General features: G+C 67.8%; 13 protein-coding genes. 8 read left to right on the top strand and 5 right to left on the bottom strand.

All coding sequences use genetic code 11. From position 1 onward, the window contains the following. Positions 1-23: 23 nt before the first annotated feature. On the bottom strand, positions 24-3074 hold the full coding sequence (locus tag RN629_RS02870; RefSeq protein WP_407033761.1) for a TonB-dependent receptor domain-containing protein: 3051 nt from the start codon (positions 3072-3074) through the stop codon (positions 24-26). Positions 3075-3436: 362 nt separating this feature from the next. Here RN629_RS02870 and RN629_RS02865 point away from each other — a divergent pair, with 362 nt between their 5' ends. Further along, a complete protein-coding gene (locus RN629_RS02865; RefSeq protein ID WP_407033760.1) occupies positions 3437-3937 on the top strand; it encodes a hypothetical protein in 501 nt (166 codons plus the stop codon). Positions 3938-3943: 6 nt separating this feature from the next. On the opposite strand, the gene RN629_RS02860 is transcribed toward RN629_RS02865, so the two are convergent. From RN629_RS02860 to xseA, 3 genes are read right to left on the bottom strand one after another with little or no spacing between them, the layout of a single operon-like run. Continuing rightward, positions 3944-4810, bottom strand: a complete 867-nt coding sequence (locus RN629_RS02860) for a M23 family metallopeptidase (protein WP_407033759.1) — start codon at positions 4808-4810, stop codon at positions 3944-3946. Positions 4811-4823: 13 nt separating this feature from the next. Then, on the bottom strand, positions 4824-5024 hold the full coding sequence (locus tag RN629_RS02855; protein ID WP_407033758.1) for a DUF2093 domain-containing protein: 201 nt from the start codon (positions 5022-5024) through the stop codon (positions 4824-4826). Between the two features lie 21 nt (positions 5025-5045). Beyond that, positions 5046-6479: an exodeoxyribonuclease VII large subunit gene (gene xseA, locus RN629_RS02850; protein ID WP_407033757.1), complete on the bottom strand. Its 1434-nt coding sequence runs from the start codon at positions 6477-6479 to the stop codon at positions 5046-5048. On the opposite strand from xseA, the gene purD reads away from it, so the two are divergent. The 7 genes from purD to RN629_RS02815 all read left to right on the top strand — a co-directional run bounded on the left by purD (position 6478) and on the right by RN629_RS02815 (position 14369). Next, positions 6478-7767, top strand: coding sequence for a phosphoribosylamine--glycine ligase (gene purD / locus RN629_RS02845; RefSeq protein WP_407033756.1), 1290 nt, complete (start codon positions 6478-6480; stop codon positions 7765-7767). The two genes, xseA and purD, sit on opposite strands and share 2 nt — an antisense overlap. Before the next feature lie 50 nt (positions 7768-7817). Next, a complete protein-coding gene (locus tag RN629_RS02840) occupies positions 7818-8558 on the top strand; it encodes a hypothetical protein (RefSeq protein WP_407033755.1) in 741 nt (246 codons plus the stop codon). A 40-nt stretch (positions 8559-8598) separates the two neighbouring features. Further along, positions 8599-9156 carry a hydrolase gene (locus RN629_RS02835; RefSeq protein ID WP_407033754.1) on the top strand — a complete coding sequence of 186 codons (558 nt, stop codon included), beginning with the start codon at positions 8599-8601 and terminating at the stop codon, positions 9154-9156. A 131-nt stretch (positions 9157-9287) separates the two neighbouring features. After that, positions 9288-9596, top strand: a complete 309-nt coding sequence (locus RN629_RS02830; protein ID WP_407033753.1) for a polyhydroxyalkanoic acid system family protein — start codon at positions 9288-9290, stop codon at positions 9594-9596. A 75-nt stretch (positions 9597-9671) separates the two neighbouring features. Further along, positions 9672-10700, top strand: coding sequence for a quinone-dependent dihydroorotate dehydrogenase (locus RN629_RS02825; RefSeq protein ID WP_407033752.1), 1029 nt, complete (start codon positions 9672-9674; stop codon positions 10698-10700). Positions 10701-10743: 43 nt separating this feature from the next. Continuing rightward, on the top strand, positions 10744-12504 hold the full coding sequence (gene ggt, locus RN629_RS02820; RefSeq protein ID WP_407033751.1) for a gamma-glutamyltransferase: 1761 nt from the start codon (positions 10744-10746) through the stop codon (positions 12502-12504). A 77-nt stretch (positions 12505-12581) separates the two neighbouring features. After that, a complete protein-coding gene (locus RN629_RS02815; protein ID WP_407033750.1) occupies positions 12582-14369 on the top strand; it encodes an AMP-dependent synthetase/ligase in 1788 nt (595 codons plus the stop codon). Positions 14370-14603: 234 nt separating this feature from the next. Here the strand turns inward: RN629_RS02815 and RN629_RS02810 are convergent, their stop codons facing one another. After that, on the bottom strand, positions 14604-16127 hold the full coding sequence (locus RN629_RS02810; RefSeq protein WP_407033749.1) for a fumarate hydratase: 1524 nt from the start codon (positions 16125-16127) through the stop codon (positions 14604-14606). Positions 16128-16259 lie beyond the last annotated feature (132 nt).

Below are 16259 nucleotides of genomic sequence, written 5' to 3'. Positions count from 1 at the left end.
TTTCTTCGTTTCTACACCGGATCTTACAGATCGATGGTGAAGCTGGTGAAGATATACCGCCCGTTTGCATCATAGATGCCCGGATAGGTGTTGCCATTGCCCAACGAACCGATCGGCGCAGCCGTCGAGCTGAGGATCGGCGGCGACTTGTCGAGCAGATTGTTCGCACCGATCCGCAGGGTGTACTTGCCTTCGATCCGCGCCGAAACCGCGAGATCGAAATAGTCCTGCGCCGGAACGCGGGCGTCGCGCGCATAGAAAGCACCCGCCAGATCCTTGTCGGCGACGGTGCGCTCGAACCGGGTTGCCGACAGGTGACGCCAGGTTCCCGAAATCCCGATGCCGCTCATGCCGGTCCATGACAGGACCGCACGATGACGCCACTTCGATTGCGGGAAGCCGCACTGCGCGCCGTACAGGCCCGCGCAGTCGAACTCCGCGCCGACCTTCGACGAGGTCAGCTCGTCGACATAGGTGCCCGCGAAGTTCGCGCTGAAGGTGCCCGCAGTGCTGGTACGCAGCGTGTAGTTGGCCGACACGTCGATACCACGGGTCTTGAGCGTCCCCGCATTGACATTGGTATTCGCCACATAACCCTGCGGCGTCTGCCACAGCGAGCCGTTGCCGTCGCGATGAATGGCACTGCACAAGGTCGGATTGCCGGTCTGCAGGCACTGGCTCAGGATCGTGTCGGAACCGATGACGCCGATGATGTCCTTCACCTTGATGCTGAACAGGTCAACCGTCGCGTTGAAGCCCGGCAGGAAGCTCGGCTGGATCACCGCGCCCACCGTGAACGTATCCGCGGTTTCAGGGCTGAGCTTCGTATTGCCGCCGAGCAGGCCGTTATACTGTTCCGACGGGTTTGGCGCAATCAGGCCGAAACGGCTGGCGGGAACGCCGATACGGGCGCATTGCGCGGCCGTATTGCCGTTGACCAGACCATTGACCGCCGCACCGGCGCAAGGATCGGTCGCGCCGTCATTCTGGACCGACTGCGCCACGAACAGTTCCTGGATGTTCGGCGCGCGCACCGCGCGGTTGTAACCGCCGCGGAAGATCAGGTCGCGAACCGGAGCCCAGGTCAGTTGCCCCTTATACGAGCTGACCGAACCCGACGTGCTGTAATCCGAGTAACGATAGCCACCTTCCAAGGTCAGTTCATGGAAGAACGGACGATCGGTGACCAGCGGCACCTGGATTTCGCCGAACAGCTCCTTGACGTCATACTGGCCGGAATTGGGCAGGGTCGGGCCACCCTGGCCGGCCAGATCGCCGGTCCGGAACGACTGGTCAACTTCCAGGCTCAGCTGCTCCTTGCGATATTCCGCGCCGATCGACAGGCCGATGCCCTGCTCCGACCATGGCGTCTGAACGCCATATTCACCGCCGCGGAAGTTGACCGAACCACTGACCACGGTTTCCTTGGTCTGCCCCTGCTGGAAGCCCGACTGCTGGACATAGTTCAGCGCGGCCGCCGTAATCGGGTTGTTACCGAATATATTGAGCGGAACGCAGTTGGGGTCCGAACCATCGACCACCGAACGACAGACCGGATTCGCGGCCGTGCCGATGACATCGAGCGCGCGGCTCGCCTTCGACACCGAGAACTCGTTGCGATAGATCAGATTGTACTTGGTCGTGCCGTACTGGCCATAGGCGTCGTAGGAGATGCCACGATCAAGATCACCGCGCACGCCCGCGACGAAGCGATAGGACGTGTGCGTGATATCAGCCTGACGGCCACCACCCTCGACATTGCGACGAGCGATCAGCACATTGGCCTTGTTGTACGACGAGCCGTCCGGATTGGTGAAGGCGATCGGATTGCCGTTCGCGTCCGACAGCAGGTTGGACGCGCGGCAGAAGGTCGCGACCTGCAGCGCCGACAGCAACGGGTTGTTGCAGTTCAGCGTCTGGGTGTTGTTGAAGTCCCCCGACGGGGCGATCTGGGCGACCGTGCGGTCGTCCATGAAATTGAACTCGGCATAGGGCTTGAAGGCGTCGCTGACGTCATAATGCGCCATGAAGCCTGCGGTGAAACGCTTGTCGGGCCGCTGATAGTAGTTCAGCGGATTGGCGTTGTACAAGGACTGGCCGGGCACGAGCTGGCCGCTCGAATCGAGCGTGTAGTTGGTCGGCGGGCCACCCTGGATCGCGTCGCCCAGCGTGAAGTTTGCAGGCGCCGAGGTCGCCGAACCACCGCAGCGATAATCCGGGCCGGCATTGCCCGCCGGAACATTCAGGCTGCAAGCGCTGTAGTCGCGGCGGCCCTGGAGAATCGCCTGGATCTCGCGATAGCCCATATAGCCGACGATGTGGCCCTTGCCGTCGCTGGTGCCGGTGCCGACCTTCAGGTTGACGTCGAACTGCTGACCGTCCGTGACATTGCCGCTAGGATAGGGGTAGCCCTTCGCGCGCGCCAGTCCCTGGAACCGGGCGCTGTCGTTATTGTGGTTGTACAGGCCATAGGACGACGTCAGGCTGAGGCCCTGATAATCCGTGTCCAGGATGAAGTTCACGACACCGGCAACGGCGTCCGAACCATAAACCGAGGACGCGCCGCCGGTCAGCATGTCGACCCGCTTGATCAGCGCCTGCGGGATGACGTTGACGTCTGCGGCCGAGCTCTTCGAAACGGGGTCGCCCGGCATCAGACGACGACCGTTGACCAGAACCAGCGTGCGCTGATCGCCCAGGTTCCGCAGGTTGAGCGTCGCCGTGCCGGTCGAACCGTTCGACACCGACGAGGTCTGCGTCGCGAAGGACTGCGGAAGCGTGTTGAGCACATCCTCGATCCGCGAGGCGCCGCGAACCTGGATATCCTGCGCAGTGACGACCGAGATCGGGCTGGCCGACGTCAGGTTCGGGTTGGAAATACGCGATCCGGTGACGACGATGTCGGTCCCATTCCCGCTATTGGCTTGAGCGGGGGCCGGTGCTGCTGCGTCAGCCGCGTCGGCCGGAGCGGTCTGCGCCGCGTCGACCGTCTGCGCGAACGCCGGCATGCCTGCAAAAACCCCGGCGATGACCGTGGTCGTGAGCAGCCCACCGCGCATTATTCTCTTCTTCATTTCAGTCCCCTTTATGCTTTGTCCAACCCTATGGGTCTGGGAAGCACATAATTTTTCACACCTGCTTATGGGCAAGCGATGATCGTGACATTCCATCAAAGCCCGCCCTCTCGCAATCGGTGTCACGGTTGCGCGCAAGATAATTTCTCGATGTAACCTTTTAGACACAATGCGCGCCATCGCTGATCCAGCAGCTTGCCGAAAAGTCCAATCGGCCTATTCTCCGTCGCAGACACCGTTTCACGCGGGTATCGAGCGGCCATCCTCAGCCTGCGGACCAAAGGATCAACGCCTTGATATCAAATATATTATCCAATTTTTGCCGGTATCGGGACGCAGCTACGGCCGCGTCCATCTTCGGCATGGCGATCCTTGCCATGGCCGCCCCGGCTGGTGCCGCACCACAGGACAATCGCTCGGCCCTGCTCTCGGCTGCCGCGCATTGCACGTCGGTTACGGACGCGGCCGAGCGGCTGGCTTGCTATGATCGAACCGTCAATGCGCTGGTCGCCGCGGAACAGAAGCGCGATGTCGTCGTCGTCGACCGCGCGCAGATTCGCCAGACCCGGCGGACCTTGTTCGGATTGAACCTGCCCAATCTCGGGCTGTTCGGCGATGGCGGCGGCAAGGATGAGCCGGATGCGGTAACGCAGATCGAAAGCACGCTGACAAAGGCCGATATCGGTGGCGGGGCCTGGACCTTCACATTGCAGGACGGTGCGCGCTGGCAGCAAACCGACGACAATATCCTGGGGGGCCGGCCGCGCGTCGGCGACAAGGTCGTCATCCGGCGGGGCGCATTGGGCAGTTTCAAACTCAGCCTGGCGGGCCAACCGGCCATCAAGGTCCGACGCGTCAACTAAGGGCCGTCATCGACCGGGCATCGGCCCGGTCACCAACAGCGGGTCGAGCTTGCGCCCGCGCCATTGCAGGCTCCAGTGCAGGTGGGGGCCGGTGGCGCGGCCCGTGGCGCCGACGGCGCCGATCGGCTGACCCTGGCGGACATGGTCGCCGGGGCGGACATCGATGCGCGACAGGTGCAGGAAGGCGCTGTTCAGCCCCTGACCGTGGTCGAGCATCAGCAGATGCCCCTCCAGCGTGAAGGGCTGGTCCGCCGCCAGGATCACGACGCCGTCGGCGGGCGCGGTGACGATGGTGCCGGTGGGGGCCGCGACGTCCGTGCCCGAATGATAGCTGCCCGGTTCGCCGCGATAGACACGCTGCGCGCCGAACAGGCCCGAGAGTCGTCCCCGCGCTGGCCAGCGCAAAGCCTGTCGCCAGCCATCGGCATCAGTCGCCATGCCGCGCGCCGCGCGGATCTGCGCGAGTTCGGCGGGGCGCAGCCGCTGGAATTCGGGATCGGGCACGGGATATTTGGGCAGGCGGTCGAGCCGTTCGATCCGCCACGCGCGCGGAGCGATGGTCAGCGGCTGGCGCACCTGCCGGCCATCGGCCAGCGTCGCGACCAGTTCGGCCGCGGGTGCCGCATCCCGGTCGAACCCCGCGAGGAACGCGCCGTCCGGGGCGATCGGGATCGGCTGCCCGTCCAGCGTCACCGCCACCGCGCCGGCCGGGGCCTGCCCCCGGATCAACCCGCCCTGGCGGAGTTCGCCCGTCCAGCGGAACGCAGTCGGCGGCGCGACGGGCGCGGGCATGGATTGCGCCGCCACCGGATCATGCGGCGCGGCGCAGGCCATCAGCAAGGCCCATATGATCCCGCCGCCCAGCATGTTCATCGCCCCGTCACGGTCATTGCGGCGCCAGCACCTGCGCCGTGGCCTGGGCATCGGCATAGGCTTCCTGCCGCGTGGCATTCCAATAGCGCAGTTCGTCGAGCGGGATGCGCCGCCCCGTCACGGCGCAGACGACATGATCGCCGGGCGACAGGACACGAAAGCCATTGGTCAGATAATGCAGCTTGGCAGGGCGATCGGTGTTCGACATCAACATCGGGGCTTCTCTTGACTGGGATTACAGGAGCGTCGGCTGGTCCGGCTTGGGCTCCCTTTTGGGCTTGTCATAGGTTCGCGACGCGGGCCGCTCAACCCCGGCCCGGTCCGCCCTGCCTCCGTCCCTGCCTCCGTCGACCGCTACGTCCACCGTGCCGTCACGGAACCGCAGCGTCAGCGCCTGTGCCGTCCGTGCCGCCTCCGCCGACGACAAGGTCTCGCCACCTGGCCGCGCGGTGATGCGGGCATAGCCACGCTCCAGGATCCGGTCGGGGTTGAGCGACTGGACCAGCCGCCAGGTCGCGGCCAGCCGATCGCGCCCCCGCTCCACCTGCCGTTCGAGGATCGCGGGACGCAGCGCCGCGCCCGCCCGGTCCAGCCCGCCGCGCGCCAGCGTCACCCGTCGCTCCAGCCCGCGATCGAGCCGCGCCCCCGCCTCGTCGGCGCGCTGGCGCTGCGGCCCGAGCAACTGGTCGCGCTTGGGCAGCAGCCGCGCCATCGCGTCCAGCCGCTCACGCCCGCGTTCGACATAGCGGCGCGCGCATCGCTCCGCCCGCTGGCCGTGCGCCGCCACGGTCAGGCGGAGGTCGGCCAGCACCGGCACCGCGATCTCCGCCGCCGCCGTGGGGGTCGGCGCGCGCAGGTCCGCGGCGTAATCGCACAGAGTCGTATCCGTCTCATGCCCGACCGCCGAGATGATAGGGATCGTGCAATCGGCGACCGCGCGGACCACCACCTCTTCGTTGAACGCCCACAAATCCTCGATCGAGCCGCCGCCGCGCGCGACGATCACCAGATCGGGGCGCGGCACCGGGCCCCCCGCCGGAATCGCGTCGAAGCCTCGAATCGCGGCGGCGACCTCGCTGGCCGAGCCTTCGCCCTGCACCTTGACCGGCCAGACGATGACATGGGTCGGACAACGATCCTCCAGCCGGTGGAGGATGTCGCGAATCACCGCGCCGGTGGGCGAGGTGACGACGCCGATCACCGGCGGCAGGAAGGGCAAGGACCGTTTCCGCTCGCGATCGAACAGCCCCTCGCCCGCCAGCCTAGCCTTGAGCTTTTCGAACAGCGCCATCAGCGCGCCCGCGCCCGCCAGTTCCATCCGCTCGACGACGATCTGGTATTTGGAGCGGCCGGGATAGGTGGTCAGGCGGCCGGTGGCGATCACCTCGATCCCGTCCTGCGGCTGGAACGGCACGCTGTTCGCCGCGCCCTTCCACATCACCGCGTCGATGACCGCATTCTCATCCTTCAGGCTCATATAGACATGGCCGGAGGTGGCGCGCTTATAGCCCGAAATCTCGCCGCGCAGGCGGACATGGCCGAACTCGCCCTCGACCATCCGCTTCAGCTTCTGACTCAGTTCGCCGACCGACAGCGCGAGCGCGTTGTCGCCGGCGATCTCCTCGGCTACCAGCCTGGGGCTTTCGTCATAGGAATAAGGATCGGGCATGAACGTCCTGCTGCTGGGATCGGGTGGCCGCGAACACGCGCTGGCGTGGAAGCTGGCACAGTCGAACGGGTTAGATACGCTCTACGCCGCGCCCGGCAACCCCGGTATCGCGCAGCATGCGACCTGCGTGGGCCTGAACGCGAGCGATCACGCCGCCGTGGTGGCGTTCGTGAAGGACCACGCCATCGGCCTGGTCGTGGTCGGCCCCGAAGCGCCTTTGGTCGATGGTCTCGCCGATTCGCTGCGCGCGGCGGGCGTGCCGGTGTTCGGCCCGTCCAAGGCGGCCGCGCAACTGGAAGGGTCGAAGGGCTTTACCAAGGATCTCTGCCACCGCGCCGACATCCCGACCGCCGGCTATGTCCGCGTCTCGACGCTGGCGGAGGCGCAGGCCGCACTCGCCACGACCTTCGGCCTGCCGGTGGTCATCAAGGCCGATGGCCTGGCAGCGGGCAAGGGCGTGACCGTCGCCTTCACCCGCGCAGAGGCAGACGCCGCGATCGCCGACCTGTTCTCGGTCCCGGGCGCGGAAGTGGTGATCGAGGAATTTCTGGAGGGTGAGGAGGCCAGCCTCTTCGTCCTGACCGACGGCGAGGCGCTGCTCCCCTTCGGCTCGGCGCAGGATCACAAGCGCGTGGGCGACGGCGATACCGGCCCCAATACCGGCGGCATGGGCGCGTACAGTCCCGCGCGCGTCCTGACCCCCGAACTGGAGCAGCAGGCGATCGACCGGATCGTCCGCCCCACCGTCGATACGCTACGCGCCGAGGGGACGCCCTTTTCGGGCGTGCTCTATGCCGGGCTGATGCTGACCGCGCAGGGGCCGAAGCTGATCGAGTATAATGCCCGCTTCGGCGACCCGGAATGCCAGGTGCTGATGCTGCGCTTCCAGGGTGATCTGCTGGCGGTGATGCGGGCGGTGGCCGAGGGGCGGCTGGCCTCGCTGCCCGCGCCCGCTTTCTCGCCCGACCCCGCGCTGACCGTCGTGATGGCGGCGGCGGGCTATCCCGGCACGCCCAGGGCGGGCGGCGCCATCGAGGCGATCGACGCGGCCGAGGCGACCGGCGCGGTCGTGTTCCAGGCGGGCACCCGGATGGACGGCGACCGACTGGTCGCGAGCGGCGGCCGGGTGCTGGCCATCACCGCCAGCGCGGCCAGCGTGGGCGCGGCGCAGGCCGCCGCCTATCGCGCGGTCGATGCGATCCGCTTTCCCGATGGCTTCTGCCGACGCGACATCGGCTGGCGCGAGGTCGCGCGCGAGGCGGAAGGCGCGACGGGAACCGGGCGCTAGGTCCGACGATTGGGCTCGCGATCGGCACCGGTGGATAATAGGGTGAAGCGATGAACGATATTTCTGCAACGGTGGCCAGCCTGCTGCCCGATGGCGTGGCGGCCATCACCACGGTCCATTTCGCCGTGATCGCGCTGGTCGCGATCGCGGCGATCGCGGTCATCCTGATCGGGATGCGCCTCAAACGCCGTCGTGTCCATGCCGCCCGGCAGGTGGAGGAGAATGCGCAGGAAGCGGGGGTCGCCCTGCGCGAGCCCGATGGCGCGCCGATGAACGACGCCGCGCTGGCCGTACCCCAAGGTGCGCCGACGCCTTCGCCGATCCCGACAGCGGCTCCGGCGGCTCCGCCCGTCTCGCCGCCACCGCCACCGCCACCGCCACCGCCACCGCCACCGCCACCGCCGGTCATGCCCGCGCCCGCCAGCCCGGAGGAACCGGTCGTCGCAACCGATCCGCTGTCGAACGAACCCGTCGCCGCCGCCGCGCCGATGGACGCCAGCCCCGCCGCCGAAGCGGCACCGGCCCAACCCGCCGCCGGGGCGGACCGGCCCGGGGACCAGCCGATCACGCTGCTCAAAGGCCTTGGCCCCAAGCTGACCCAGACGCTGGCCCAACATGGCATCACCACGGTCGGCGACATGGCCGCGCTCAGCGAGGCGCAGGCCCAGGCGCTCGACGCGCAGCTCGGTGCCTTTTCCGGCCGCATGGCGCGCGATCGCTGGCTGGAACAGGCCCGGCTGCTCGCCGCCGGGGATCGCAAGGGGTTCGAGGCGGTCTTCGGGCGGCTCTGAGCCAGGCACCCCGACCTCGGCACGACCAGGAAAGACGTTCATGATCCAGCTCGACCCCCGCTCTACCGCCCTGATCCTGATCGACCTGCAACAGGGGATCGTCCCCCGCGCGGGCGGCCCGCGGTCGGGCGAGGCGGTGGTGCAGGCCGCCAGGACGCTGGCCGCCCGCTTCCGCGCGGCGGGGGCGCCGGTGATCCTGGTCCATGTCGGCTTCACGCCGGAGACGATGCCCAGCCAGAACGTCGATCGCCCCAGCCTGCCGCCGGAGGGCACGCCACCCGCCTTCAGCGAACTGGTCCCCGACCTGAAACAGCCGGGCGACATCGTGGTGCTGAAACATCATTGGGGGGCGTTCACCGGCACCGATCTGGACCTCCACCTGCGGCGGCGCGGCGTGCGCACGGTGGTGATCGCGGGGATCGCGACGAACATGGGCGTCGAGTCCACCGCCCGCGCGGCATGGGAACTGTCCTATGACATCGTCATCGCCGAGGATGCCTGCGCGTCGCGGTCGGCGGACCTCCATGCCTTTGCGATCGACCATATCCTGCCGCAGATCGCGCGCGTCACGCCCTCGGACGCGATCCGGCTGGACTGATACGCCGCGACGATCGGGCAGGAGGGACGCGACAGCCTTGCTGACCGAATAATCGCGTACCATTCTTGACGCTTAGCGTCATTGTCGCCACTCCCGCGCGCAGACATTTTTACTGGCGAAAGAGTGCTCCCATGGCATCGGTCAATTTCGACATCCCCCATGAACTGGGTCTGGCCGAGGCGCGCCGCCGAATCGAACAGGGGCTCCCCAAGCTGGAGGCGCATATTCCCGGCGGCGGACAGGTTTCGACCGAGTGGCCCGCCGAGGACCGACTGATGCTGACCATCCTGGCCATGGGCCAGACGGTGAAGGCCGATATGAACATCGCGGATACCGCCGTGACCGGCACCGTCGCGATCCCGATGATGCTGTCGATGATGGCCGGCCCGATCGGCGAGTTCGTGAAGACCAGCGCGGAAAAGATGCTGTCCAGGGAGTGATCCCCGCCGGGCATGATTGGCGGCCATGGCGGGTCCGGCTTTTCCCGGCCGTGCCGATCCGCTAACCGGGCCGCCATGGCCCTGTACCACCCCCTTCTCTTCGCCCTCGATGCCGAGCGCGCCCATGGTCTGACCGTCGCGATGCTGTCGCGCTGGGGCGCGCTGGGCGCCCCGCTGGGCGGCGATCCGGCGCGCTATCCCCGGCTGGCGACCCGGGTGGCGGGGATCGACTTCGCCAATCCGCTGGGGCTGGCCGCCGGAGTCGACAAGAATGGCGAGGCGATCGACGGGTTTTTCGGCCTGGGCTTCGGTATGGTCGAGATCGGGACGCTGACGCCCAAAGCCCAGCCCGGCAACCCCAGGCCCCGCCTGTTCCGGCTGGTCGAGGACAAGGCGGTGGTCAACCGCTATGGCTTCAACAATGGCGGGCTCGACGCGGGGCTGGCGCGGGCCAGGGCCGCGAAGCGCAAGGGCGTGCTGGGCATCAATGTCGGCGCGAACAAGGACGCCGCCGACCGGATCGCCGATTATCGCCACGGCGTGACCCGGGCGGCACCGATCGCCGACTATGTGACGATCAACATTTCCAGTCCCAACACGCCGGGGCTGCGCGATCTCCAGCATGGCGCGGCGCTGGCCGAACTGCTGGCCGCCTCGCGCGAGGCGGCGGGCGCGGTGCCGCTGTTCCTGAAGGTCGCGCCCGACCTCGACCCCGCCCAGATCGACGACATCGCCCGCGCCGCGATCGCGCACCGCATGGACGCGATCATCATCGGCAACACCACCATCACCCGCCCCGATGTGAAGAGCGCCAACGCCGCCGAGACCGGCGGCCTGTCGGGCCGCCCGCTCGCCCCGCTGGCCCGCGCGCGGCTGGCCGATTTCCGCAAGGCCACGGGCGGCGCGATGACGCTGATCGCGGCGGGCGGGATCGACAGCGGCGCGGAGGCCTATGCCCGTATCCGCGCCGGGGCGAGCCTGGTCCAGATCTATTCGGCCCTGGTCTATGAAGGACCGGGGCTGGCGCGCCGCATCCTGACCGATCTCGACGCGCTGCTGGCGCGCGACGGCTTTGCCAGCGTCGCCGCGGCGGTAGGGGCCTGACGTTACGGCTTGGCGGCGGCGGATGCTTGCCGCTAGGGTCCCGATGATGAAGCACTGGCTCCTGTCCGTCGCGGCGCTCGCGCTGCCCTTCGCCACGCCCGCCGCCGCGCGCCAGCCGATAGCCGCCGCCAGGGCCCCGACGGAAGGCATGGTCAGCGCGGCCGACCCCCGCGCCGCCGCCGCCGGGGTGGAAATCCTGCGCGCGGGCGGCAGCGCGACCGACGCCGCCATCGCCACCATGCTGGCGCTCAACGTGGTCGAGCCGCAAAGCTCCGGCATCGGCGGTGGCAGCTATTGGGTGCGCCATACCGCGCGGGGGGGCCGGACCGACGCGATCGACGCGCGCGAAACCGCGCCGATGGCGGCCACCCCCGACTGGTTCTACACCCCCGATGGCCGCCCGCTGAGCCATGCCGAGGCGGTGCCGGGCGGCCGCAGCGTCGGCGTCCCCGGCGCGTTGCGCGGCATGGCGCTGGCCCATGCGCAAGGCGGCAGGCTGCCCTGGGCACGGCTGTTCCAGCCCGCGATCCGGCTGGCACGCGACGGCTTCGCGCTGACCCCGCGCCTCCAGACCGCGCTGACCCGTTACGGCGCGCATGTCGATGCCGCCACGCGCGCGCGGCTGACCGGGGCCGATGGCCAGGTGCTGCCGCTGGGCAGCCTGATCCGCAATCCCGAACAGGCCGCCTTGCTGGAACGCATCGCGAAGCGCGGCCCCGACAGCTTCTATGTCGGGCCGGAGGCGCAGAAGCTGGTGACGACGGTGAACATGGCGGCGCGCAATCCGTCGAAGATGACGACCGGCGACCTCGCCGCCTACGCCGCCAGGCCGCGTCCGCCGCTCTGCGCGCCCTATCGCGGCTATCGGATCTGCAGCATGGGGCCGTCCTCGGGCGGGGGCACGGCCGTGTTGTCGATCCTGAAGCTGCTCGAACGCTTCGACATGGGCAAATTGGGCAAGGATTCGCCCATCGCCTGGCATCTCTTCGCCGAAGCCTCGCGCCTGGCTTATGCGGACCGCGACATGTATCTGGGCGACCCGGATTATGTCCGGGTGCCGCTGAAGGGGCTGTTCGACCCGGCCTATATCGCCGACCGCGCCGCGCTGATCGCGCCCGACCGCACCATGGCCTCGGTCTCGCCCGGCACGCCCCCCGGCGCGCCGCCCCGCGTCCGCGCGCCGGTCAGCGAGGTGCCGGGTACCACCGACCTCGCCGCCGTCGATGCCGCCGGCAATGTCGTCGAGGTGACGACCACGGTCGAGGGATCGTTCGGGTCGGGCCTGTCGATCGACGGAACGATGCTCAACAACCAGCTGACCGATTTCGACATCGTGCCGGTCAAGAACGGCGATCTGGTCGCCAACCGGGTCGAGGGGGGCAAGCGACCGCGCAGCTCCATGGCGCCGACCATCGTCTATGGCCCCGACGGCAAGGTGCGCCTCGCCGTCGGGGCGGCGGGCGGTTCGACCATCATCGCGCAGGTCGCCAAGGCGATCATCGGCGTGATCGACTGGAAGATGAGCGCGCAGGCGGCGATCGCGCAAGGCCTGCTCTTCGCGCCGGGCAAGGTCGCCACGGTCGAACAGGGCACCGCGCTGGAGGCGCTGGTCCCCGGGCTTCGGGCGCTGGGCGAGACCGTGACGGTCGCGCCAATGGGCCTGAAGGCCAACGCCATCGAGCGCGTCGGCGGGCGCTGGGTCGGTGCCGCCGATCCGCGCAGCGAAGGCGCGGCGATCGATATCCAGGGGCGAACCAGCATGATCCGGCGCGTCGGCGACACGCCGAGCCGCCCCGCCGAATAAGCGAATACCGAACAGGCAAACAAAGAGCCCGGTCGCGCGTTGAATGGCGCGATACGGGGCGTGAGAGAGGCACGACGATGCGCACGCTGGAATTCTTCCCCAATCTCGTCACCATGTTCTTCACCCGCGCCGCGGAAAAGGGGGATGCCCCCTTTCTGTGGCGCAAGCAGGACGGCGACTGGCGATCGATCAGCTGGGCCGAGGCGGCACGGCAGGTGGCCAGCCTGTCGGCGGGACTGCGCGCGGCCGGGGTACAGCGCGGCGACCGGGTGATGCTGGTATCGGAAAACCGCCCCGAATGGTGCATCGCCGACCTGGCGATCATGGCGGCGGGCGGCGTGACCGTGCCGACCTACACCACCAATACCGAGCGCGACCATGCGCATATCATCGAGAATTCGGGCGCGCGCGCGATCATCGTCTCGACGCAGAAGCTGGCGACTACCCTGATTCCCGCCGCGCTGCGCTCCAATCATGTCCAGACGGTGATCGGCATCGAGCCGCTGAAGCTGGGACCGAGCCAGATCGAGTGCCGCCAATATGACGCGATGATCGCGCAGCATCCGACGGACCCCGCCCTGGTGGCCGCCGATGCCGATTTCACGCGCGGCGACCTGGCCTGTATCATCTACACCTCGGGCACCGGCGGCGCGCCGCGCGGGGTGATGCAGCATCACGGCGCGATCCTGCACAATTGCGCGGGGTGCAGCACGATCATCGCCGAGGATTTCGGCTGGGACGACGAGGTGTTCCTGTCCTTCCTCCCCCTTTCCCACGCCTATGAGCATACCGGGGGACAGCATTTCCCGATCGCGCTGGGCGGGCAGATCTATTACGCGGAGGGGCTCGACAAGCTGGCCGCCAATATCGAGGAGGTGCGCCCGACGATCATGTTCGTCGTGCCCCGCCTGTTCGAGGTGCTGCATACCCGCATCGCCAAGACGATCGAGAAGAAGGGCGGGCTCGGCGCGCGCCTGCTCCACCAGGCGCTGGCGCTGGGCGCGCGCAGCTATGACGGCCGGGTACGGCTGATCGACCGCCCGGCGCAACTTGCCGTCGCCACATTGTTCAAGCCCAAGATCGCCAAACGCTTTGGCGGCCGGCTGAAGGCGATGGTGTCGGGCGGCGCGCCGCTCAACCCGGAGATCGGACTGTTCTTCCATTCCATCGGCCTCACCCTGCTGCAAGGCTACGGCCAGACCGAGGCCGCGCCGGTCATCGCCTGCAACCGGCCGCGTGCGGGGGTGCGGATGGACACGGTCGGCCCGCCGCTGGCCGATACCGAGGTGGTGATCGCCGAGGACGGCGAAATCCTGGTGCGTGGCGAGCTGGTCATGCACGGTTACTGGCGCAACCCGGTCGAGACCGAGCGGGTGCTGAAGGACGGCTGGCTCCATACCGGCGACATCGGCGAGTTCGACGCGGCGGGGCGGCTGCGCATCACCGACCGCAAGAAGGACCTCATCATCAACGACAAGGGGGAGAATGTCGCCCCCCAGAAGGTCGAGGGGATGCTGACCCTCCAGCCCGAGATCGGGCAGGCGATGATCGCGGGCGACCGCCGCCCCTATATGGTCGCGTTGATCGTCCCGGATGCCGAGTGGACCGCCGAATGGTGCGCCAAGTCGGGCACGGGGTGCAACCGCGCCGCGCTGGACGACGATCTCGATTTCCGCGCGGCGATCTCGGCGGCAATCGACCGGGTGAACCGCGACCTGTCCGTGACCGAGCGTATCCGCCGCTTCATCATCGCCGACGAGCCGTTTGCAATCGAGAACGAACAGCTGACGCCGTCGCTCAAGATCCGGCGCCATGTGTTGCGGGAGGTTTACGGCGAACGGCTGGACGCGCTGTATAAGGGTTAGGGTGGTGCCTTACCGACGGTCTCAGCGCCACCAGCCCCCTCCCTGACCACCCCGGCGAAGGCCGGGGCCCAGGTGCGACGACGCACGTGACTCAGGTCCGAACTTCATCATGACGGCCACTCCCAACTGGGCCCCGGCCTTCGCCGGGGTGGTCAGGGAGGGGGGGACGGTTGAGGGGGAGAGAGGTTTACCGGGGGCGCGACATCCGTACAGACACCGCCCCCCACCCCGGCATCACGCCGGGGTCAGCAGCCCTTCCTTCGCGATCTTCTCGCGCCACACCAGCGGGGCCAGCGTGTGGACGTTCTGGCCCTCGGAATCGACCGCGACGGTGACGGGGAAATTCTCCACGTCGAATTCGTAGATCGCCTCCATGCCCAGATCCTCGAAGCCGACGACCTTCGATCCCTTGATCGCACGCGCGACCAGATAGGCCGCGCCCCCCACCGCCATCAGATAGGCGGACTGGTGGTCGCGGATCGCATCGGTCGCCGCCGGGCCGCGCTCGGCCTTGCCGACCATCGCCAGCAGGCCCTGGTCGAGCATCATGCGGGTGAACTTGTCCATCCGGGTCGCGGTGGTGGGACCGGCGGGACCGACCACTTCCTCGCCGACCGGATCGACCGGGCCAACATAATAGATCACGCGGCCCTTGAACGCGACCGGCAGCTCCTCGCCGCGGTCGAGCATGTCCTTGATCCGCTTGTGCGCGGCGTCGCGGCCGGTCAGCATCTTGCCGTTGAGGAGCAACCGGTCGCCATGCTTCCAGCTCTTCACCTCGTCCGGCGTCAGGGTGTTCAGGTCGACGCGCTTCGCCGCCTGAAGGTCCGGCTTCCAGTCGACCTTGGGCCATTCGTCGAGCTTGGGTGCTTCCAGATAGACCGGACCCGATCCGTCCAGCGTGAAATGAGCGTGGCGGGTGGCGGCGCAGTTGGGGATCATCGCCACCGGCTTGGACGCGGCATGGGTCGGCCAGTCGAGGATCTTGACGTCGAGGATGGTGGACAGCCCGCCCAGCCCCTGCGCGCCGATCCCCAGCGCATTGACCTTGTCGAACAGCTCGATCCGCAGCGCCTCGATGTCGTTCCTCGGCCCGCGTTCCTTGAGCTGGCCCATGTCGATCGCGCCCATCAGCGATTCCTTGGCGAGCAGCACGGCCTTTTCCGCGGTGCCGCCAATGCCGATGCCCAGCATCCCCGGCGGGCACCAGCCGGCACCCATTTGCGGCACCGTCTCAAGCACCCAGTCGACGATCGAGTCGGACGGGTTCATCATCTTGAACTTGGACTTGTTCTCCGACCCGCCGCCCTTGGCCGCGACGTCGACGCTCACCCTGTTGCCCGGCACCATCTCGACATGCAGGACGCTGGGTGTGTTGTCCCTGGTGTTGCGGCGGGTGAAGGCCGGATCGGCCAGGATCGAGGCGCGCAGCTTGTTCTCCGGGTGGAGATAGGCGCGGCGGACGCCTTCATCGACGACCTCCTGCAGCGAACGGTCGCCCGACAGGCGGCAATCCTGCCCCCATTTCACGAAGACGGTGACGATGCCGGTGTCCTGGCAGATCGGGCGATGCCCCTCCGCGCACATGCGGCTGTTGGTCAGGATCTGCGCGATCGCATCCTTGGCCGCCGGGCTCTTCTCGGCCTCATAGGCCTTACCCAGGGCACGGATATAATCCATGGGGTGGTAATAGCTGATGAACTGGAGCGCGTCGGCCACGCTCTCGATCAGGTCGGTGTCGCGGATCAGGGTCGTCATGCCGCGCCTTTTGCGCCAGCCGGGCGGGCCATGCAATGCGCCAATCTTATCCCGCGCAGATCGCCCCGCAATCAACGACTTGGTCTAAACCCAATATAAACCTTGTTGATGCAGGTTAGACGAACACGTCTG

The organism is Facivitalis istanbulensis (genome assembly GCF_040560405.1).
GTDB lineage: Bacteria > Pseudomonadota > Alphaproteobacteria > Sphingomonadales > Sphingomonadaceae > Sphingomonas > Sphingomonas istanbulensis.
The sequence above is the reverse complement of the archived record's forward strand: the minus strand, read 5'-3'. Positions and strand labels throughout refer to the sequence as shown.

Bases quoted from the DNA above. Each gene is read 5' to 3' on its own strand.
- RN629_RS02860 (WP_407033759.1), bottom strand. From the start codon at position 4,810: ATGAACATGCTGGGCGGCGGGATCATATGGGCCTTGCTGATGGCCTGC.
- RN629_RS02825 (WP_407033752.1), top strand. From the start codon at position 9,672: ATGGCCCTGTACCACCCCCTTCTCTTCGCCCTCGATGCCGAGCGCGCC.
- RN629_RS02855 (WP_407033758.1), bottom strand. From the start codon at position 5,024: ATGTTGATGTCGAACACCGATCGCCCTGCCAAGCTGCATTATCTGACC.
- purD (WP_407033756.1), top strand. From the start codon at position 6,478: ATGAACGTCCTGCTGCTGGGATCGGGTGGCCGCGAACACGCGCTGGCG.
- ggt (WP_407033751.1), top strand. From the start codon at position 10,744: ATGATGAAGCACTGGCTCCTGTCCGTCGCGGCGCTCGCGCTGCCCTTC.
- RN629_RS02870 (WP_407033761.1), bottom strand. From the start codon at position 3,074: ATGAAGAAGAGAATAATGCGCGGTGGGCTGCTCACGACCACGGTCATC.
- RN629_RS02865 (WP_407033760.1), top strand. From the start codon at position 3,437: ATGGCGATCCTTGCCATGGCCGCCCCGGCTGGTGCCGCACCACAGGAC.
- RN629_RS02835 (WP_407033754.1), top strand. From the start codon at position 8,599: ATGATCCAGCTCGACCCCCGCTCTACCGCCCTGATCCTGATCGACCTG.
- RN629_RS02830 (WP_407033753.1), top strand. From the start codon at position 9,288: ATGGCATCGGTCAATTTCGACATCCCCCATGAACTGGGTCTGGCCGAG.
- RN629_RS02810 (WP_407033749.1), bottom strand. From the start codon at position 16,127: ATGACGACCCTGATCCGCGACACCGACCTGATCGAGAGCGTGGCCGAC.
- RN629_RS02840 (WP_407033755.1), top strand. From the start codon at position 7,818: ATGAACGATATTTCTGCAACGGTGGCCAGCCTGCTGCCCGATGGCGTG.
- RN629_RS02815 (WP_407033750.1), top strand. From the start codon at position 12,582: ATGCGCACGCTGGAATTCTTCCCCAATCTCGTCACCATGTTCTTCACC.
- xseA (WP_407033757.1), bottom strand. From the start codon at position 6,479: ATGCCCGATCCTTATTCCTATGACGAAAGCCCCAGGCTGGTAGCCGAG.